At 73.4% G+C, this 19978-nt stretch carries 18 protein-coding genes; 9 read left to right on the top strand and 9 right to left on the bottom strand.

Features of this window, described 5'->3' with window-relative positions; all coding sequences use genetic code 11:
- Positions 1-35 precede the first annotated feature (35 nt).
- A complete protein-coding gene (locus tag ABWI04_RS11925; RefSeq protein ID WP_353832396.1) occupies positions 36-383 on the bottom strand; it encodes a hypothetical protein in 348 nt (115 codons plus the stop codon).
- Positions 384-574: 191 nt separating this feature from the next.
- Between ABWI04_RS11925 and ABWI04_RS11920 the strand changes: the two genes are divergently transcribed.
- A complete protein-coding gene (locus ABWI04_RS11920) occupies positions 575-1618 on the top strand; it encodes a hypothetical protein (RefSeq protein ID WP_345179989.1) in 1044 nt (347 codons plus the stop codon).
- Between the two features lie 9 nt (positions 1619-1627).
- Here the strand turns inward: ABWI04_RS11920 and ABWI04_RS11915 are convergent, their stop codons facing one another.
- Positions 1628-2200, bottom strand: a complete 573-nt coding sequence (locus ABWI04_RS11915; protein ID WP_353832395.1) for a hemerythrin domain-containing protein — start codon at positions 2198-2200, stop codon at positions 1628-1630.
- Positions 2201-2452: 252 nt separating this feature from the next.
- On the opposite strand from ABWI04_RS11915, the gene ABWI04_RS11910 reads away from it, so the two are divergent.
- Entirely contained in the window at positions 2453-3658 is a 1206-nt protein-coding gene (locus ABWI04_RS11910) for a hypothetical protein (protein WP_353832394.1), read from the top strand.
- Between the two features lie 211 nt (positions 3659-3869).
- On the top strand, positions 3870-5066 hold the full coding sequence (locus ABWI04_RS11905; protein ID WP_353832393.1) for a cytochrome P450: 1197 nt from the start codon (positions 3870-3872) through the stop codon (positions 5064-5066).
- 11 nt (positions 5067-5077) lie between these two features.
- Here ABWI04_RS11905 and ABWI04_RS11900 read toward each other — a convergent pair whose 3' ends face one another.
- From ABWI04_RS11900 to ABWI04_RS11885, 4 genes are all read right to left on the bottom strand, one after another.
- Positions 5078-6652 carry an SAM-dependent methyltransferase gene (locus ABWI04_RS11900; RefSeq protein WP_353832392.1) on the bottom strand — a complete coding sequence of 525 codons (1575 nt, stop codon included), beginning with the start codon at positions 6650-6652 and terminating at the stop codon, positions 5078-5080.
- A 234-nt stretch (positions 6653-6886) separates the two neighbouring features.
- Positions 6887-8080, bottom strand: coding sequence for a family 2 encapsulin nanocompartment cargo protein terpene cyclase (locus tag ABWI04_RS11895; RefSeq protein WP_353832391.1), 1194 nt, complete (start codon positions 8078-8080; stop codon positions 6887-6889).
- Positions 8081-8130: 50 nt separating this feature from the next.
- Entirely contained in the window at positions 8131-8967 is an 837-nt protein-coding gene (locus ABWI04_RS11890) for a geranyl diphosphate 2-C-methyltransferase (RefSeq protein WP_179843744.1), read from the bottom strand.
- Between the two features lie 192 nt (positions 8968-9159).
- The gene (locus ABWI04_RS11885; RefSeq protein ID WP_353832390.1) at positions 9160-9804 is read right to left on the bottom strand and encodes a DUF6962 family protein; all 645 of its coding nucleotides are present in this window, start codon (positions 9802-9804) and stop codon (positions 9160-9162) included.
- A gap of 104 nt (positions 9805-9908) precedes the next feature.
- Here ABWI04_RS11885 and ABWI04_RS11880 point away from each other — a divergent pair, with 104 nt between their 5' ends.
- Entirely contained in the window at positions 9909-11327 is a 1419-nt protein-coding gene (locus tag ABWI04_RS11880) for an RtcB family protein (protein WP_353832389.1), read from the top strand.
- Between the two features lie 43 nt (positions 11328-11370).
- Here the strand turns inward: ABWI04_RS11880 and ABWI04_RS11875 are convergent, their stop codons facing one another.
- Complete coding sequence (locus ABWI04_RS11875) at positions 11371-11793, bottom strand: archease (protein ID WP_345180006.1); 423 nt, start codon at positions 11791-11793, stop codon at positions 11371-11373.
- Between the two features lie 185 nt (positions 11794-11978).
- Between ABWI04_RS11875 and ABWI04_RS11870 the strand changes: the two genes are divergently transcribed.
- The 5 genes from ABWI04_RS11870 (at position 11979) to ABWI04_RS11850 (ending at position 17079) form a co-directional block, all read left to right on the top strand.
- Entirely contained in the window at positions 11979-13073 is a 1095-nt protein-coding gene (locus ABWI04_RS11870; RefSeq protein ID WP_353832388.1) for a S1C family serine protease, read from the top strand.
- A gap of 115 nt (positions 13074-13188) precedes the next feature.
- Positions 13189-13857, top strand: coding sequence for a TetR/AcrR family transcriptional regulator (locus tag ABWI04_RS11865; RefSeq protein ID WP_345180008.1), 669 nt, complete (start codon positions 13189-13191; stop codon positions 13855-13857).
- Entirely contained in the window at positions 13854-14765 is a 912-nt protein-coding gene (locus ABWI04_RS11860; protein WP_345180010.1) for an ABC transporter ATP-binding protein, read from the top strand. Before ABWI04_RS11865 ends, ABWI04_RS11860 begins: the two co-directional genes overlap by 4 nt.
- A complete protein-coding gene (locus ABWI04_RS11855; protein WP_353832387.1) occupies positions 14762-16420 on the top strand; it encodes an ABC transporter permease in 1659 nt (552 codons plus the stop codon). Before ABWI04_RS11860 ends, ABWI04_RS11855 begins: the two co-directional genes overlap by 4 nt.
- Positions 16421-16476: 56 nt before the next feature.
- Complete coding sequence (locus tag ABWI04_RS11850; protein ID WP_345180012.1) at positions 16477-17079, top strand: LOG family protein; 603 nt, start codon at positions 16477-16479, stop codon at positions 17077-17079.
- A 102-nt stretch (positions 17080-17181) separates the two neighbouring features.
- Here ABWI04_RS11850 and ABWI04_RS11845 read toward each other — a convergent pair whose 3' ends face one another.
- Both ABWI04_RS11845 and ABWI04_RS11840 read right to left on the bottom strand, forming a co-directional pair.
- A complete protein-coding gene (locus ABWI04_RS11845; protein ID WP_353832386.1) occupies positions 17182-18987 on the bottom strand; it encodes a thiamine pyrophosphate-requiring protein in 1806 nt (601 codons plus the stop codon).
- A 28-nt stretch (positions 18988-19015) separates the two neighbouring features.
- The coding region (locus ABWI04_RS11840) for an SDR family oxidoreductase (protein WP_353832385.1) at positions 19016-19978 on the bottom strand (963 nt) is incomplete at its 5' end.

The following is a 19978-nucleotide window of genomic DNA, read 5'->3' as shown; positions in this document are numbered from 1 at the left end:
GTGACCTGCGTCACACGACACGGCCGGTCCGGGCTTCATCCACTGGCGATCACGGCTGCCGGGGTCACGATCGCGAGCACGACCTGTCCCGTGACCAGGATCGGGTGGATTCGCCGGGTCGCCGTCCAGGAGGAGCGGAGGATCAGGGCGGTGACGCCGGCCGCGGCGCTGGCCCAGAAGGACCACCACGCGATGGGCATGAGGATGCCGGAGGCCGGATCGCACTGCTCCCCGTAGGTGAGGCACCGGCCGTACTCGGGGGTCGCGAGCACGCAGATCCAGGCGAGCGCGGTGGCGGGGAGCAGCAGGGCGAGCGCGATCGCCGCGGCCACGCGCCAGCCCGAGCGCTTCCGGGAGACGGCAGCGGTGTTCTCTGTGGTCACGACTTCAGTGAACAGCCCCCCGGACGCTTGATCGATCCGTGCGGCTACTCAGGTCCGTCCGGTGCGGTACTCAGCGGGGGTCGTCGCGCCCAGCGGACTGTTGACGGCGGGTGCCGGTGCCGATAGGAAGAGGGCTTTGTGTCGTGCGCCGGAGGGTGTTGCGGCCGACCGGAAGCGGGGCGCGGAGCGGGATGCCGGGGTTGCGGCGAGCGGGGCTGTTCGGAGTGGTGCCGCTGGTGGCGATCGCCGTCGCCGTGTTCGCCTGGTACCGGCTCAGCGACACCGGCAGGGACTGGCGCTACCGGGACGCGCTCGCCGGCTTCTGCCAGGGGCTCGTCCCCGAGGCCGAGTCCGCCGTCCTCACCGGCCACGAGGCGAGCGGTCTCGGACGCGACGAGCACATCGCGGACGACGCCCTGCGATGGGAGCGGTGCACGGTCGCCGACCTCAGCCTCACCATCGGCGACGTCGCCGACACGCTGGACAACACCGGCGCTCCCGGAGCGTTCTTCACCCGGCTGCACCGCGGCTCCGGCGAACTGCCGGTGGCGCTGGGCGGCGGCTGGGAGGGCTACACCGATCTGCGCAACACCGCCGTGGTGTTGCCCTGTGCCAACCGGCCCGCGTCCGTCCTGGTGTCCGCGGCCTCACAGGAGACGCTCGCGGATCCCGCGAAGGCGCATCAGGTGGCCCGGCTCGTCACCGCCACCGCGGTGCGGGCCGCCCGCCACTACGGCTGCGCCGCCAGACCCGGCGGCCCGGTGCCGCCCGTGCCGAGGCCGACCGGGGAGACGGCCCCCGAGAACGCCGGCGGCACCTGCGCGGGCATCCCGGTCGCCACCGCCGTGGACCGGGGCGAGGTCAACTGGATCAAGTGGACGGACGGCGGGGGGAGCGCGCCGGTCGAGGAGTGCGTGCTCGGCAAGACCGTGGCCTTCTCCGCGGCGGCGTACCACTTCCAGGCGAACTACGGCCCGTACGCGCAGAGGCTGCGGACCACCCGGTACGACGGCGGGCATGGCGGCCGCTACGGCCTGAAGGCCGATTCCGGCCTCGACACCCACAGCGCCTGGGCCACGGCACGCTGCCCGGGGCACACCGCGCGGGCGCTGTTCCTGGTCGACGCGACCGAGTACGCCGCCCCGACGAAGTCGTTCCTGCGGGCCGCACTGCGCGCCTTCGCCGGGCGCGCCGTCGAGCGGCACGGCTGCACGGACCTCCGGCCGCCGCGCTGAACGGCCGGGTCAGCTCTTGTCGCGGGCAGCGCGGATCATGTCGCGGACGCGGTCGGTCACCGCGGCGAGCGGCCCGGCGAGCATGTTCTTGGTCGCGGACTCCACTCCGGGATGCGGGCGCGTGGGCGCGGTGGCCTCCGCCGCGCGGACGGCGGCGGCGAAGCCCCTGAGCTGGGCGGGGCTCAGCTCGTCCTTGAGCCGGTCGAACTCGTAGCGCTCCTCGGCGCGGGCATGGGTCAGCACGTCCACGCGGAGCTTGTCGAGCGACTTGAGGAAGCGCGGATCGCCGGGGTCCATACCGTCCAGCTCGGCGAGCAGCTCCTTGGCCTCGCGCTCCTCGGCCAGCCGGTCGTCCACGATGCCGTCGCCGCCGGGCAGGCGCCGGGCCACGGGGTGGACGATCTCCTCCTCGGCGGTCTCATGGATCGCCAGCAGCTTGACCAGCTGCCGGAAGGCGTCCCTGCGCTCGGCGCCCTCGGAGTTCATGACCTCGTCGAACAGGTCCCTGATCCGGCCGTGCTGCGCGCGCAGCAGGTCGACGACGTCCTCGGTGGTCCCGGTGTCGGCGGGTGTGGTCCGCATGGCCTCTCTCGCTTTCTCGCTCGGCCGCGGCCTGGCGCGGAGCGCCGAACGGCGCGGTGGGTGGGCGATGCGGCGGGCCGTACCCAGGGAGGGAGGCCCCATACCGGTGGCTCTGGCTTCTTCCCGCCGGGCTTCGGTCAACGCCGGACCAATCTTGGAATCGGACGGTGCCGCGAGGTGCGGGACGGATCGCTTCGGGTACGCGCCCCGGGCGTCAGCCCGAACCGCCCCGCACAGGAAGGGACGAGCCTGGTGGCCTTCAACCCGCTCGAACACCGCGGCATCCCGCTGGACGACCAGCTGCGCAACTGGGCGCAGCTGGACGTGGCGCCCGTCGACCCCGACAAGTCCGATCCCTACACCAAGTGCCGCATCATCGCGATGAACGGCATCGAGGTGGAGGCGATTATGTTCAGCCACCACTTCAACCGCATCTGCCCCGACCTGGAGGTCAAGCAGCAGCTGGCCCAGGTCCGCAACATCGAGCAGCAGCAGCAGAAGGTGGTCAACTGGCTGCTGCCCGGCCAGGCGTCGGTGCTGGAGACCACCATCAGCTACGAGCAGGTCGCGGTCGACCTGACCGGCTGGGTCGCCCGCCAGGAGCCCGACCCCTACCTGAAGCAGGCCTACGAGTTCGGGCTGCTGGAGGACTTCGACCACCTGTACCGGTACGCCAACCTGTACGAGATGATCGAGCACCGCCGGGCCGAGAAGATCGTCGACCAGCTCACCGAGGTGATGCCGGGACGGCCCGGCCACCTCCAGCACCGCCACCCGTTCGACAACGTCCGCGAGCCCTACGACCGCGAGGCGGCCGCGCCGATCTCCAAGCTGCACGCGCTGACGATCATGGCGGCCGAGCAGCAGACGATGAACTTCTACATGAACGTCGGCCCCATGTACATGGAGCCCATCGCGCGGCAGCTCTACCAGGACATCGGCCTCATCGAAGAGGAGCACGTCACCCACTACGAGTCGCTGGTCGACCCCGGGGAGACCTGGTGGGAGCGCCTCGTCAACCACGAGTACAACGAGTGCTACCTGTACTACTCGTTCATGCGGACCGAGTCCGACCCGCGCGTCAAGGACATCTGGGAGCTGCACCTGAACATGGAGCTGGAGCACCTGCGGATCGCCTGCGACCTGATGCGCCGCCACGACGGCCGCGACCCCGAGAGCATCCTCGCCCCCATGCTTCCCGAGCCGGTCACCTTCGAGCCGAACAAGCAGTACGTGCGCGAACTGCTCGCCACGCAGATCGACTACACGACCCTCGGCACCGGCTACGTCCAGGAGGCGCACCGCCGCTTCGAGGAGTACCAGGACAAGATCAACGCCGAGCGGCCGCCGCAGGAGCGCGTCATCGACGAGCACCGCGCCAAGTTCGGCGACGAGTACCGCCTGGAGACCGACGGGCCCCACCCGGTCGGGCGCCTCCGCGACAAGCCCGCCGGCTGACCGCTCGCCGCGCCCCCGCCCGCCCCGGCCCGCGTCCCGCCGCCTTCGGTCGTGACGCGGCCATTCGAGCGTGGGAATTGTGGCACGGTCCACCGCCGGATGGCCGTAATCGGTCACATGGCGCCCTTCGCGATGTGCTGGGGTTGGGGGGAAGGACGCCGTAAGCGAATGCTGACCGGCGTGCGGCTTTCGATGGCGGTAGGAGGCTGCGATGGGTGTGCGGTACAGCCTGTACGACTTCGGAATTCAACAGGACCCGTATCCGGTCTACGCGCAGTTGAGGGAGGACGCGCCGGTCTACAGAAATGACGAGGAGGATTTCTTCGTCCTGTCGCGGCACGCGGACGTGACCGCGGCATTCCGGGACTTCCGGCGCTTCTCCAGCGCGAACGGGATCCTGCTGGAGCCGTCGGTGTGGGGGCCGGAGGCGCGGACGCACGCGTCGTTCCTCGCGATGGACCCGCCCGAGCACACCCGGATGCGCGGGCTCGTGGCGAAGGCGTTCACCCCGCGCCGCGTCGCCGCGCTCGAGCGACGGGTCCGCGGCATCGCGCGCGGCCACCTGGACCGGGCGCTGGACGGCGCGGGCCCGGGCGGCGCGGAACTGGACCTCGTGGCCGACTACGCGGCGCTGCTGCCGATGGACGTCATCTCCGAGCTGGTCGGCGTCCCGGAGTCCGACCGCGGCGAGCTGCGGCGGCTGGCCGACGCGATCGTCCACCACCAGCAGGGCGTCCGGGACGTGACCGAGGCGGGCCGCGGGGCGCTCTCGGCCCTGGTGGGCTACTTCCACGGTCTGCTCGCCGAGCGCCGGGCGCGGCGCCGCGACGACCTGGCGTCGGCGCTGCTGGACGCCGCCGACGGCGACGACCACCTGACCGAGGCCGAGATCATGGGGGTGCTGTTCATCCTGATCGCGGCCGGGAACGAGACGGCCACCCACCTGATCTCGAACGCCTGGCACTGCGCCTGGCGGCATCTGGACCGGCCGTCCGGGGCGTTCGGGCGGATCGGCGACTGGATCGAGGAGACGCTGCGGCTGGAGGCCCCGGCGCAGGCCGACGGGCGGACGGTGACCGCGGAGTTCACGCTGCACGGCGTGACCGTCCCGGCCGGGGCCCGCATGCTGCTGGTGATCGGTGCCGCGAACCGCGACCCGCGCGCCTTCGCCGATCCCGACCGCTTCGACCTGGACCGCGACACCAACGCCAAGATCAGTTTCGGGTCGGGGCGGCACTACTGCATCGGCGCGCACCTGGCCCGGCTGCAGGCCCGGGTCGCCCTGGAGGAGCTCGCGGCCCGCACCGGCGACTACGACATCGACGAGCCCCGGGCCCGGCGGGTCAACTCGCCGTACGTGCGCGGGTTCGCCGAGCTGCCGACCGTGATCGCCTGCGGGGCGGGGTGAGGGGGAACCGGTCAGGGCTTGCGGGCGACGGCCCCGATGAAGTGGCACCACCGCGGGTCCGGCGCCGGCCCCGCGGGGCGCGGGCGGCCCCACTGCGGGACCCACACGACGCCGGGGTCGAGGATCTCCAGCCCGGCGAAGCAGCGGGCCACCTCCTCGGGGCCGCGCGAGTAGATCGGCAGTTTCGACCTGCGGTACACGGCCCGGGAGTGCTCGGTGTCGCCGGGGTCCATGCCGCCGTCGTAGCCGTGGGAGATCACCACGTGGCTGCCGGAGGGCAGCCGGCGGGCGAGGCGCCCGACGAGCCCGGCGGGGTCGTCATCGTCGTGCACGAAGTGCAGGACGGCCACCAGCAGCAGGCCGACGGGCTCGCCGAAGTCGATCAGCTCGTTCAGCCGGGGGTCGGCCAGCAGCTCCTCGGGGCGGCGCAGGTCGCCCTCGACGACCGCGACGCTGGGGCTGCCCTCCAGCAGGGCGCGGCCGTGCGCGAGCACCACGGGGTCGTGGTCGACGTAGACCACGCGGGCGTCCGGAGCGGCGTCGCGGGCGATCTCGTGGACGTTGCCCTGCGTGGGCAGGCCGGTCCCGACGTCGATGAACTGCCGGATGCCGGCCTGCGCCGCCAGGTGGCGGACGGCGCGGGTCAGGAAGTCGCGGTTGGCGCGGGCCGCGGCGGGGGCGTCGGGCACCGTCTTCATGATCTCCTCGGCGGCCGCGCGGTCGACGGCGTAGTTGTCCTTGCCGCCGAGGAAGTAGTCGTAGATGCGGGCGGGGGAGGCCTGGAGGGTGTCGATGGCCAGGTCGGCGGCCAGGTCCGCGGGCAGCGGCACCAGCGCGGGGCGGGGCCGGTAGTCCAGCCCCGGGTCGTCGCGGCCGATCTGGCCGGCCGTCCGCCGGAGGGCGGGCCCAGGCCCGCCCGGCGTCGGCAGGTCCTCCGCCTCCTCGTACAGGCGGAGCGCCTCGTGCTTGCGCCCGGCCCGGTGCAGCGCGAGCATCAGCAGGCTCCGCAGGTGCTCGTTCGCCGGCTCCTGCGCGACCCAGCCGCGCGCGGGCCCGATGAGTTCGCGGTGCCGGCCCTGGGAGAGCCGCACCTCGGCTAACTCCTCGCGCACCTGGCCGCGCTCGCCGACGAGGGCCCGCCGGGTCGCGTCCATGGCGCCGGCGGCGGGCAGGTCGCCCAGCGGCTCCCCGCCCCACAGCCCCAGCGCGCGCTCGTAGCCGGCGATCGCCGCGGCGGCGTCGGAGGCGCGCAGCCGCCGTGCGCGGGCGGCGAGCGACCGGAACCGGGTCAGGTCGAGTTCGTCGTCCTCGTCCAGGACGAGCCGGTACCCGCCGTTCTCGGTGACGAGCCGGCCGGGCGGGAGCGAGAGCCGCGCGGCGCCGACGGCCCGGGTGAGCGCCGCGGCCGGATCCGGCACGCCGGAGGGGGAGGCGAGCCGCTCGACGAGCACGTCGGCCGGGACGGGGCGGCCCTCCTCGATCAGCAGCGTCACCAGCAGCCCGCGGGCGCCGGAGTGGGGCACGGCGATGGATTCTCCGCTCTCCGCCCGGATGCCCAGCCTCTTGCGCAGAATACGGAATTCCACCGTGCGCCTCGCTTCATCCCCGGATACAGCGACGCAGAGAGAGTAATGCAGGCGGCCTTTTCCGGTGCGCGCCGGCACGGCCGTGCCGGATCACGCTCCCACATCGGACGATTCTTGGCTTCCGTCTTGACTCGATGTGGTAATGCCGTCAACGCCGGCCGTGCGACCGAACATGATCTGGTGATCACTGGTGTTCGGTAAAGCCGGGCGCCGGACACCTCCGGAACAGCGGATTCAGCCGCCTTCGCGGTAGCGCGGGTTGGTGGCGTGCCATTCGAAGCCGCCGCCCATCCAGGCCCGCAGCCCGCGCAGGAACCGCTGCAGCTCGGGGGACGGGACGCCCGCGAGCTCCCGGTGCCCGGCCTCGAAGTCGCGGACGAGGTCGTTGTGCAGGCGCACGGCGGTCTCGGTCGCCTCCTCCACCGAGCAGCCCCGGTCCGCGGCGATCAGCAGCACCAGGTTGCAGACGGGGTTCTCGTCGGCGGCGTCCTTGGCCACCGAGTGCAGGTCGTTGACGATCACGCTCGCCGTCCCCGCCCGGAAGGCGGCGCGGCGGACGCGCGGGTCGTAGTACAGGTGGGCCGGGACCTCGTAGCCGCCGACGACGTCGATGAGCGTCATCGAGGTGTAGAAGCTGTCGTGCTGGCGCGCCGCCAGGTACTCCCAGGCGGGCGGGTGCTCGCCGGTCTCGCGCCAGGCCGCGTAGGCCGTCCAGCTCACGAACATGGCGAAGGTGGAGTAGCAGATCCGCTGGACCTGCACGGCGGACGCGTGGCGCTTCAGGTGGCCGACCGCCGAGCCGAGCATCCGCAGGACGACGTCGCCCTCCACGGCCTCGTCCAGCGGCGGGGTGAACTCGCCGGCGGACGGCACCGGGTCCATCGCCGACATCACCAGCGTGAGGCGCTGCGGCAGCCGCGCGGGCACGGCGCCGAGGGCGGTGTCGTCGGCGTAGTAGTCGTCGGCCGCCCACCATCCGGCGTTCAGCTGCGCGGCGACGAGCAGGGCGTCCGGGTCGTCGGTGTCGGGGTGGGCGAGGGTGACGAGGCGCCCGAAGGCCGCCTTGCCCAGCGCGTCGAGCTCGTGCTCGTCGAAACCGCGGTCGCTCGCCCAGGCGGCCAGCCGGGCGTCGACCTCGGCGGCGAGGGCGTCGTCGGCGCGCTCGGGCAGAGGGCAGTAGAGCGGAGAGTGCGAGCCGTCGCCCCAGTCGCGCTCGACGTAGCCGGGCCCGCCGCCGCCGACCGGACGCGGATGCCTCCCGGCCAGGAGGTCGCCGTAGGGGACCTCCCGGCTGGGACGCGCCGCGGCGATCAGCGACGGCAGGGCCGCCGCCTCGGTGCCCGGCCCGGACGGCCGCGCCGGCCGGGGTTCCGCGGCCGAGCCGTACGGCGCGCGCCGGCCGCTGCACCCGTGGTGCCTCGTTTCCATGGTCTGCTCACCTGCCTCCGCCCGAAGGCGACCGGTCCGGGTCAACGGGTTCAGATGCGGTCGGCGGCGATGAGCAGGTACTGGAAGCTGCCGTCGCGGTAAGCCTCCAGGAAGGCGCTCTCGATGCCGGTCGCCACCGACGACTTCTCGCGCAGCTCCCAGTACGGGATGGTGTCGGCGGTCAGGTCGACCACGGTGACGGGGACGAGCCGGTTGGCCGCCATGGCGCGGAAGTAGGCGCTGCGCGGGTGGATGTCGCACACGTAGTGGGCGTTGATGGTCGACACCGCCCGGGACGGCAGCCCGTAGACGTCGTTGTAGCAGCCGGTGATGGTGACGTACCGGCCGCCGCGGGCCAGCAGCCGGGAGTGCGCCGCGAACAGGTCGTCCAGCACGGTGTACATGGTCGACTCGTTGTTCCAGATCGCCTGGAAGGCGCCCGCCTCGAAACCCGTGTCGAGCATGTTCTTGAAGTGGAACCGGACCTTGTCGGACACGCCGCGCTCGGCGGCCTGCCCGTTGGCGAAGTCCACCTGGGCCTGGGAGATCGACACCCCGTCGACCTGGCAGCCGAAAGCGGCGTTGGCCATGATGCTGGAGCCGCCGCGGCCGGAGCCCGCGTCCATCAGGCGGTGGTCGGGCCGGATGTCGCCGAGGTGTTCGAGCAGGAACCGGGCCTGGGCGTTCTCCAGCCGGTGCAGCTCGGCGATGACCGCCTCCTCGCGGGCGTCTTCCGGGGTCTCCAGGACCGACCAGTCCACCTCGCCGATGCCGTAGTGGTGGTGGTAGATCCCCGACACGTCGCCGAGCCGCAGGTTGACCGGGTTGCGCTCGGTGTTCCAGTAGGTGGCGACGTCGTGCTGGTAGACGCTGGCGATGGCCGTCATGAACGCTTTCCTCCACGGGGACGGTGGCTCGGGATCACGGGTTGAAAGCTAACGGTGACCGTCCGTGTCCGAAAGGGCGCTCTTCAGCACAGAAGGAAGACACCTCCGTTAGGGGAATGTTCCACCGCGGACACTCCTGCCCGCCCGGCGCCGCGCGCCCGGCGGGCTCCGTGGTAGCGGACGGGCCCGCGGCTATCCGAGGAGGGCGCGGGGCTCGGGATCCGGGCGGCGCGGGTTGCTGACCGCCAGGTAGAGCAGGACCATGCCGACGATCTGGGCGAGGTGGTAGACCGAGGTCGGGTCCAGTGCGACGCCGCGGGTGACGCTCGGGTCGATCGCCTTGGTCGCGGCGGCCGCCCCGCTGGCGACCAGCGCGACGAGCACCGGGCCGGCCATCGGGTGGCGGCGCCGGGCCGCCCGGCCCCAGAGCGCGAGGATGCACGCCATCGTCAGGCCCTCGCAGGCGAGCAGGGCGCCGACCCCGGCGTGCCCGGTCACCGCGAGGACGGCGTAGGCGCCGATCCCGACCGAGCGCAGCAGCCAGAACGTCCTGCCGTGGTGCGGGCCGAGCACCTCCGCGACGGTGGCCGCCAGCAGGTAGGACACCGCGACGACGACCATGGCGCTGATCATGGCCCAGCTCGGCCCCGACCACCGCGCCGAGTACTTGATCAGCCCGTGGTGGACGGACCCCGCGAGCGCCGCGCTCCCGGCCCACCAGAAGGCCGTGCGCCAGTGCCGATGCGGCGCGGGGAACCGTCCCAGCCGGACCGCGAGCGCCACCACGACCAGCCCGAGCGCGAGGTCGCTCAGCGCGGGCGCGGGTTCGGCGAGCATGATTCGCACGCTACCCGCATGACACGCGTGAACTCCTCGACCGCCGGCGTGCCGGGGGCCTGTGAACTGCGCATGAGGGGCGGAGCCGCGGGTAGCCCCGCCTTGTGAACGCCGACCTGGTCGAGGACGGCCCCTACCGGTTCCGGATCGAGCCGACCGGCGCCATGCGCGTGCCCGGCGTGGTGTTCGCGTCGCGGGAACTGCTCGCGCCCGCCGAGAACGCGATCGGGCAGGTCGCCCACGTCGCCGCGCTCCCGGGGGTGGTGGAGGCCTCCTACGCGATGCCGGACATCCACCTGGGATACGGCTTCCCGATCGGCGGCGTGGCGGCGACCGACCCGGCGGAGGGCGGCGTGGTCTCGCCCGGCGGCGTCGGGTTCGACATCTCGTGCGGCGTCCGGCTGCTGGCGGCGGACGTCGACGCCTCCGGCCTCTCCCCCGTCCTGCGGGACCTGATGGACGGCCTCGACCCCGTCATCCCGCGCGGCATGGGCAAGGGCGCGGTGTGGAGCCTGCCGGGACGGCGGGAGCTGACCGGCATCCTCACCGGGGGAGCGCGGTACGCGGTCGAGCGGGGCCACGGGGACGAGCGCGACCTGCGCCGCTGCGAGGACGCGGGAGCGGTCGCCGACGCCGACCCCGGCCAGGTGGGCGAGCGCGCGGTGGAGCGCGGCGCCCGGCAGGTCGGCAGCCTCGGCTCGGGCAACCACTTCCTGGAGGTGCAGCGGGTCGCGGAGATCTACGACGCGGACGTGGCCGGGGCGTTCGGGCTGCGGCCGGGACAGGTCTGCGTCATGATCCACTGCGGGTCGCGCGGGCTCGGCCACCAGATCTGCACCGACCACGTCCGGGCGATGGAGGCGGCGATGCCGCGGCACGGGATCGAGGTCCCGGACCGGCAGCTCGCCTGCGCCCCGGTCGACTCCGCCGAGGGCCGCGCCTACCTGGGCGCGATGGCGGCGGCGGCCAACTACGGCCGCGCCAACCGGCAGCTGCTCGCCCAGGCGGCGCGCCGGGTGTTCCGGCGGGTCGCGGGCGCCCGGCTCGACCTCGTCTACGACGTCTCGCACAACCTGGCCAAGATCGAGGAGCACGTGGTGGACGGCGAGCGGCGGCGGCTGTGCGTGCACCGCAAGGGGGCCACCCGCGCGCTGCCGCCCGGCCACCCCGAGCTGCCTCCCGACCTGCGCGCGGCCGGCCAGCCGGTGCTGATCCCCGGGACCATGGGAACGTCCTCCTACGTCCTCACGGGCGTGCCGGGCGGGCCCGCGTTCGCGTCCACGTGCCACGGCGCGGGACGGGTGCAGAGCCGCCACCAGGCCGCGCGCGGCGTCGACGGGAGGCGATTGCGGGCGGCGCTGGAGGAGCGGGGCATCGCGGTGCGTCCGTCGTCGTGGCGCGGTCTGGTCGAGGAGGCGCCGGACGCCTACAAGGACGTGTCCGCCGTGGTCGAGGCCGGCGAGGGGGCGGGGCTCTGCCGCAAGGTCGCCCGCCTCGTGCCGCTGGGCGTCGTGAAGGGCTGACCGGCCGGGCGCGGCGCGCGGCGGGCGCCCGGCGCGGCGCCCGTCACACGTCGATCGTCACGGCGCAGGACCAGCCGCGGGCGTCGCGGCCGAACCGCAGGTCGTGCAGCGACACCGCCTTCGGCACGGCGCCCGTCCCCACCGCCTCCGCCGCGTCCCCGGTCGCCAGCCGGGCGGTGAGCCCGCCGTCCGGCGCCCCCGCGAGCGCGGCGTCCAGGACCACGGCGCCGTCGACCTCCAGGCGGTAGATCACCTCGTCCAGGACGGCGACGAGCAGGTCCGCGTCCGGGCCCGGCGGCACGTCCACCCGGACGCCGCCGGACGGGCGGACCCCGGAGACGTCGGCGAACGACTCCACGAGCCCGGCCACCGCCTCGGCGACGCAGCGCTCCCGCGTCGGCCCCCACGCCTCGATCCGCAGGTCGGCGGGGTGGGGGACGCCCCGGTGCCCGCTCGCGCCCGCCATGGCCGGACGGCTACCCGGCTCCGGTCACGGGAAACCGGCCGGGCCCCTGCGGCGGGCGGCCGGGAGCGCCCGACGCCCCCGAAAGATCATCTGCGGCCCCGGCCTGCGGCATGACGTCGCAAAATCGCGCGCGGCGCGGCGCCCGCCGCGCGGAGGGCGGGAACGGTGCCCTCTGGAGGTGGAGCGTGGACAGGAGCGCGAGAGCGAAGGCGTGCGCGGCGGCGCTGGCGGGGGCGATGGCGGGGGGAATGGCGCTCGCCGGGTGCAGCGGGGGGTCCGAGAACGCCGGGCGGGCCGGGAACCCGGGACCGGCGTCGGTCCGGACGTCGGCGCCGGTGCCGGAGTCCGGGTCGGACCTGCAGCAGCAGTACGTGAAGGTCGTGGACGCCGTCCTGCCGTCGGTGGTGAAGATCCAGACCGACCAGGGGGAGGGGTCGGGCGTCGTGTTCGACGCCCAGGGCGACATCGTCACCAACGCGCACGTGGTCGCGGGGGCGAAGAAGATCCAGGTCACCTCGTCCGGCGGCGGCTCCCCGATGAACGCCTCCCTGGTCGGCGAGTTCGCCGCCGACGACCTGGCCGTCGTCAAGGTCGCCGGCGCGTCGCTGAAACCGGCGTCGTGGGGCGAGTCGAGCACGGCGCAGGTCGGGCAGATCGTGCTGGCGATGGGCAACCCGCTCGGCCTCTCCGGAAGCGTGACGAACGGGATCGTCTCCGCGCTGCACCGGACGGTGTCGACCAAGGGCGAGGGGGCCTTCCAGGGCTCGACCATCGCCGACGCCATCCAGACGAGCGCGGACATCAACCCGGGCAACAGCGGCGGCGCCCTGGTCACGCTGGACGGCCAGGTGATCGGCATCCCGACCGCGGCGGCCTCCGACCCGCAGATCGGCGCCGCGGCGCCCGGCATCGGGTTCGCGACGCCGAGCGACACGGTCAAGCGGATCGTCCCGCAGCTCATCGAGTCGGGGAAGGTGTCGAACTCCGGCCGGGCCGCGCTCGGCGTGGCGGTGCGCACGATCGTCGACCCGCAGACCGGACGGCGGACGGCGGTCGCCGTCGTGGAGGTGCAGAAGGGCGGCGGGGCCGCCAAGGCGGGGATCCGGCCGGGCGACCTGATCCTCGGGGTGAACGGCACCGCGACGCCCGACCAGACGGCGCTGACCACCGTCCTCGCGAACCTCAGGCCCGGCCAGACGGTGAAGGTCGAGATCCAGAAGCCGGACGGCTCGAAGAAGCAGGTCCAGGTGACGCTCGGCCAGCTGCCCGGAGGCGGTTGAGCCCCTTCGGCCCGGACCGCCGGCACCACCCGTCCCCCACGGGTTGACGGTGGCCTGTACGTGAGTACAGTGTACAAGTGTACAGGCTACTGAACATGCGTACAGGGGGGTGGGGATGGCGACGCGGGAGCGGGCCGACGACCTGACCGGGCGCGCCCGGATCAGGGACGCGGCCCTGCTGGAGTTCGCCGAGCACGGCGTGAAGGGCGCCACGATCCGGGGCATCGCGAAGGCCGCCGGCGTGTCGCCCGCCCTCGTCCAGCACCACTACGGCACCAAGGAGGCGCTGCGCGCCGCGTGCGACGAGCACGTGATCGAGGTGATCCGCGAGACCAAGCAGGAGGCCCTGAACGGCGGGATGGCGAGCCCGAGCTTCCTCGCGATCGCCATGCGGACGGCCCTGCCGGTCCAGCGCTACCTGGCCCGCGCCCTGACCGACGGGTCGGCCGCCGCGTCCGTGCTCTTCGCCGAGGCGATCGCGTTCAGCGAGGAGATGCTCGAACGCGGCGCGCCCGGCATGGCCGCGCCGAACACCGACGACCTGCACGGCTACGCGACCGTCCTGACCGGCATGAGCTTCGGCGTGATCGTCCTGCACCAGCACATGTCCAGGGCCCTCGGCGGCGACGTCCTCCTGGGCGACGGCTACCCCCGCATGGCGCTGGCGATGCTGGACGTCCTCGACGACCGGCTCCTGTCGCCCGAGCTGGTGGCGCAGACGCGCGCCGCCCTGAAGAACCTGCCCGCCCCCGGCGGGCGACCCCTCGACGAGGAGGACCGGTGACCACGAACACGCCCCCCATAGCCCTCTCCGGCCTGGTCAAGAAGTTCGGCCGGACCCGCGCGCTGGACGGCCTGGACCTGACCGTCCGGCCCGGAGAGGTGCACGGCTTCCTCGGCCCGAACGGCGCCGGGAAGTCCACCACCATCCGCATCCTGCTCGGCCTGCTGCGCGCCGACGGCGGCACCGCCCGCCTGCTCGGCGGCGACCCGTGGCGGGACGCGACCGAACTGCACCGCCGGCTCGCCTACGTCCCCGGCGACGTGACGCTGTGGCCGAACCTGTCCGGCGGCGAGGTGATCGACCTGCTCGGCCGGATGCGCGGCGGCGTGAACGCGCGCCGCAAGGCCGAGCTGCTCGACCGGTTCGAGCTCGACCCGCGCAAGAAGGGCCGCGCCTACTCCAAGGGCAACCGGCAGAAGGTCGGTCTCATCGCCGCGCTCGCCTCCGACGCCGAGCTGCTGCTGCTCGACGAGCCCACCTCCGGGCTGGACCCCCTCATGGAGGAGGTGTTCCAGGAGTGCGTCCGGGAGGAGCGCCGCGACGGCCGCACCGTGCTGCTGTCCAGCCACATCCTGTCCGAGGTCGAGGCGCTCTGCGACCGGGTGACGATCATCCGCAAGGGCGTCGCGGTGGAGTCGGGGACGCTGGACGAGCTGCGGCACCTGACCCGGACGTCCATCGACGCGGAGCTGGCCTCGCCGCCGGACGGCCTGCCGCTGCCCGGCGCGCACGACGTCCGCATCGACGGCAACAAGATCCGCTTCGAGGTGGACACCCCCGAACTGGACGCGGCGCTGCGGCAGCTCACCGAGGTCGGCGTGCGGAGCCTGAGCAGCCGCCCGCCGACCCTGGAGGAGCTGTTCCTGCGCCACTACAAGGACGAGCTCGCATCGGAGGCCGCGCGATGAGCGCGGCGGTCCGCGAAGCGCGGGCGGCCGCGCCGTCCCGCGCCACGCCCCTGCGGTCGCTCACCGGGACCGGCGGGCTGATCAGGCTGATCCTGCGCCGCGACCGGTTCCTGCTGCCGTCCTGGGTGATCGTGCTGGCGCTGATCCCGATCAACTTCGTGGCGGCCACCGACAGCCTCTACCCGACGGCCGCCGAGCGCCTCAAGTACGCGCAGACCACGGGGAACAACCCGACGTTCCTCGCCCTGTACGGGCCGCTGTACGACACGAGCCTCGGCGCGATCATCGCCCAGCGCTCCGGGTTCATCCCGGTGATCGTGGCGCTGATCAGCGTGCTCACCGTCGTCCGGCACACCCGGACCGAGGAGGAGGCGGGCCGCCGCGAGCTGCTCGGCGCCACCGTCACCGGGCGCGGCGCCGGCCTGGCCGCGGCGCTGGCCGTGACCATGGCGGCGAACCTCGTCCTCGCCGCCCTGCTGACCGCGGGCATGACGGCGCAGGGCCTGCCGTTCGCGGGCTCGCTGGCGTTCGGCCTGCAACTGGCCGCCGCGGGATGCGTCTTCGCCGCCCTCGCGGGCGTCACCGCCCAGCTCAGCGAGGGCGCGGGCGCCGCCAGGGGCATGGCGATCGCCGCCGTCGGCGCCGCGTTCGTGGTCCGGATGGCCGCCGACGTCGGCGGCGCCGGCAACGGGCTGTCGTGGCTGGGCTGGCTGTCCCCGCTCGGATGGGAGAACCGCCTGCGCGCCTACGGCGGGGAGCGCTGGTGGACGCTCCTGCCGATCGCCGCGCTCACGGCCGCCCTGGTCGCCGCCGCGGGCCTGCTGTCGGCGCGCCGGGACGTGGGCGCGGGCGTGCTGCCGCCCAGGCTCGGCCCTGCGGACGCGTCGCGCCCGCTCTCGGGGCCCCTCGGCCTCGGCTGGCGGCTCCAGAGCCGCGCCCTCTACGGCTGGCTCGCCGGGTTCGCCGCGCTCGGCGTCGTGTACGGCGCGGTGGCGGGCGGCGTCGGCGACATGGTCAAGGACAACCCCGAGCTGGAGAAGATCTTCACCCGGCTCGGCGGGCAGGGCGGGATCACCGACGCCTACTTCGCCTCGATCATGAGCATGCTCGGCCTGATCGCCGCCGCCTACGCGGTCTCGGCCACGCTGCGGCTGCGCACCGAGGAGACGGGCCAGCGCGCCGAGCCGGTGCTCGCCACCCCCGTCGGGCGGCTGCGGTGGGCGTCCGGCCACCTGGCCTTCGCGCTGCTCGGCCCGGTCGCGGGGCTCGGCGTCGCGGGCCTGGCCGCCGGGCTGGCGCACGGCGTCGACACCGGCGACCCCGGCCGCGAGGTCCCGCGCGTCCTGCTCGCCGCGCTCGCGCAGCTACCCGCCGTGTGGCTGGTCGGGGCGCTCGCGCTCGCGCTGTTCGGCCTCGCGCCGAGGTTCACCGGCGGCGCCTGGGCCGCGGTCGGGGCCTTCGCGGTCGTGACGCTGTTCGGAGCCGGGCTCGACCTGAGCCAGTGGGCCCTGGACGTCTCGCCGTTCACCCACGTCCCGAAACTGCCGGGGCACGACGTCACCGCCGCGCCGCTGCTCTGGCTGCTGGCGATCGCGGCCGTCCTGTCCGCCCTCGGCCTCCTCGGCTTCCGCCGCCGCGACCTCTCCACGGCATGACCCCGGCGCCGGATAATCGGCGAGCCTCCCCGGACCCGAGCCGTTAGATTGGCCGGGTGACTTCCCGGAAACCCCTCGCCGTCTGCGTGTTCTGCTCGTCCAGCGGCAAGATCGACCGTCGTTACGTCGACCTCGCCGCGGAGGCCGGCGCCGAGCTGGCCCGGCGCGGCCACAGCCTCGTCAGCGGCGGCGCCCAGGTCTCGTGCATGGGCGCCGTCGCCCGCGCCGCGCGGGCCGGCGGCGCCCGCACGGTCGGCGTGATCCCCGAGGGGCTGGTCAGCGTCGAGATCTCCGACGAGGACAACGACGAGCTGATCGTCACCCCGGACATGCGGGCCCGCAAGGGCGAGATGGACCGGCGCAGCGACGCGTTCCTCGTCCTGCCCGGCGGCATCGGCACGCTGGAGGAGCTGTTCGAGGTGTGGACGGCCCGCGTCCTGTCCATGCACGACAAGCCCATCGTCATCCTCGACCCGACCGGCGTCTACGAGCCGCTGCGCGAGCTGATGACGGGCCTCACCGAGCAGGGCTTCGCCCGCCCCAAGATCTGGGACGCCGTCGGCTGGACGAGCTCGGTCCCCGAGGCGTTCGACCTCCTGGAGCGGTCCCAGCCCCGGATCGAGTTCTCCCCCGAGGACTACGCCGAAGCCGAACTCTGACCGTCCCCCTTCCCGCCTGCTAGTCATTGTGGGGGGCGACCCCCACACCCCCGGAGGGGACTGACCGTCGTCCTCCGCCTGGCGCTCCGCTCCGGACGCCGGTCAGTCATGCTTCCGGCCCGGCATGTTCTCGTACATGTCGGTGAGCTTCTGCCGGAAGCCGCGGGCCGCGATGCCGAGCTTCTGCGGGTCCCTGAGGCCCGCCTTGACGGCCTTCTTGGCCTGGTCCTTCATGATGTGCGGCGGGATCGGGGCGATCTCGTTGTCGACGACGAACTCCAGGACGACGGGACGGTCGCTCGCCAGGGCCTCGCGCCAGGCGTCGGCGACCTTCCCGGGGTCGTCGCAGTAGACGCCCTTGAGCCCGCAGAGCTCGGCGTACTCGGAGTACGGGAAGTCGGGGATGCTCTGCGAGCCCTCGTACTTCGGGTCGCCGCCCATCGCGCGCTGCTCCCAGGTGACCTGGTTGAGGTCCTGGTTGTTGAACACGGCGAAGATCAGCGGCGCCGGGCCGGCCATCCGGTCGGCGTACCGCTTCACGGTCAGCATCTCGTTCATGCCGTTCATCTGGAACGCGCCGTCGCCCACGAAGCAGATCACCGGGCGGTCGGGGTAGGCGAACCGGGCCGCGATGGCGTACGGGACGCCGGGGCCCATCGTGGCGAGGGTGCCCGACAGGGAGGCCCTCATCCCGTCGCGGAGCTTGATGTGGCGGGCCCACCAGTTGGTGGCCGAGCCGGAGTCGGCGGTGAGGATCGCGCCGTCCGGCAGCAGCGGCGACAGCTCGTGCGCGACGGCCTGCGGGTTGACCTTCCCCTCGAAGCTCTGCCCCGCCCGCTTCTCCATGACCGTGTTCCAGGCGCGGACGTTCTCCTCGATCTCCTCGCGCCAGGAGCGGTCCTCCTTGCGGCGCAGCAGCGGGATCAGCTCCCGCAGCGTCTCCCTGGCGTCCCCGACGACGTGCGCGTCCATCGGGTAGCGGATGCCGATCATGCTCCCGTCGATGTCGATCTCGACGCCCCTGCAACTGCCCTCGTCCGGCAGCCACTCGGCGTACGGGAAGCTCGTGCCGATCATGAACAGCACGTCGCAGTTCATCATCATCTCGTCGCTGGCCTTGGAGCCGAGCAGGCCGATGGGGCCGGTGACGAACGGCAGGTCGTCCGGGACCACCTCGCGGCCGAGCAGCGCCTTGGCGATGCCCGCGCCGAGCAGCTCGGCCGTCTCGATCACCTCGGCCTCGGCGCCGGCGGCGCCCTGGCCGATCAGCATCGCGACCTTCGCGCCCTCGTTGAGGACGCCGGCGGCCTTGCGCAGCTCCTCGGGGTCGGGCAGGACGCGGGGCCTGCTCCAGCCCACGCTGGAGTACACCGAGCCGTGCTCCTTGGGCGGCGACGGCACCGCGCCGGCCTCCTGGACGTCCTCGGGGATGATGATCGTCGAGACGCCGCGGGTGGTCAGGGCCGTCTTGAACGCCCGGTCGATGACGTGCCGCATCTGGCCGGGATGCATGACGATCTGGCAGAACTCCGAGACGTCGGAGAACAGGTTCTCCAGGTTGACCTCCTGCTGGTAGTGCGCGCCCTGCGCCAGGCGCTTCTGCTGCCCGACGATCGCCACGACCGGCTGGTGGTCGAGCTTCGCGTCGTACAGGCCGTTCAGCAGGTGGATCGCGCCCGGCCCGGACGTCGCCGCGCAGACGCCGACCTCGCCGGTGAACTTCGCGTGCCCGCAGGCCATGAACGCGGCCATCTCCTCGTGCCGCGTCTGGATGAACTCCGGCTCGCCCTCCGCGCGGTCGAACGCGCCGAGCAGCCCGTTGATGCCGTCGCCCGGGTACCCGTAGACGCGCTTCACGCCCCACTCGGTCAGCCGCTGGAGGACGTAGTCGGCCACTTGCTGCGCCATCGCTCTCTCCTTCGTCGTCGGTCGTGCGTCATCGCCGCAGGAGCCGCGCCGCGCCCGCGGCGGCGCCGGCCGTCGCGGCGCCCACCAGGTACTTGTGGCGCCCCGCCCACATCTGCGGGCTCCGCGCGTGCGCCTGCTCGTCGAACCGCCCGTGGCTGCCGTGGTCGCGGCCCGGGGTCCCGTCCGCCGGCTCCCACAGGTTCGCCGGCTGGTCCGGACGCGTGCGCTTCTCGGTCTGCTGGGACTTGAAGCCCGTCCGGGCCAGGTAGCGGTCCAGCAGCCCCGTGGCGAACTTGTCGGCGAGGATCGTGCCGACCGTGCTGCCTCCGACCCAGTACTCCCGGCGCCGGGGATGTTCGGCGGCGTAGACGAGCGCGTCCGCCGCGATCTCCGGCTGGTAGATGGGCGGGACGGGCTGCGGGCGGCGCGGCATCCGGTTCAGCACCCAGTCGAACTGGGGCGTGTTGACCGCGGGCATCTGCACCATCGTGAGCTTCACGCCGCTGCGCTCGTGCATCAGCTCCGCCCGCAGCGAGTCGTGCAGCCCCTGGACGGCGTGCTTGGAGCCGCAGTACGCGCTCTGGAGGGGGATGCCCCGGTAGGCCAGCGCCGACCCGCACTGGACGATCACACCGCGGTCGCGCGGCATCATCCGCCGCAGCGCGGCCCGGGTCCCGTTGGCGTAGCCGAGGTAGGTGACCTCGGTGGTGCGCCTGAACTCCTCCGGCTCGATCTCCCAGAACGGCGCGAACACCGAGGAGAACGCCACGTTGACCCACACGGCGATCGGCCCGAGCTCCCTCTCGGCGCGCTCGGCCGCCTCGTCCACCGCGCCGGGGTCGGCCACGTCCACGCTGATCGGCAGCGCGCGCCCGCCGGCGGCCTCGACGTCGGCGTATCGGCGAGGTGAGGCGACATGTCCGGCTCCTCCGCGACTCTGGAACTTCGAACGGTGACCGTCCGCTTCGCCGGACTGGTCGCATTGGACGGG

It is taken from the genome of Actinomadura sp. NPDC000929 (assembly GCF_040492065.1).
In the GTDB taxonomy this organism is placed as follows: Bacteria; Actinomycetota; Actinomycetes; order Streptosporangiales; family Streptosporangiaceae; genus Spirillospora; species Spirillospora verrucosospora.
Note: the sequence above shows the minus strand (reverse complement) of the source record. Positions and strands in the feature narration are given on the sequence as shown.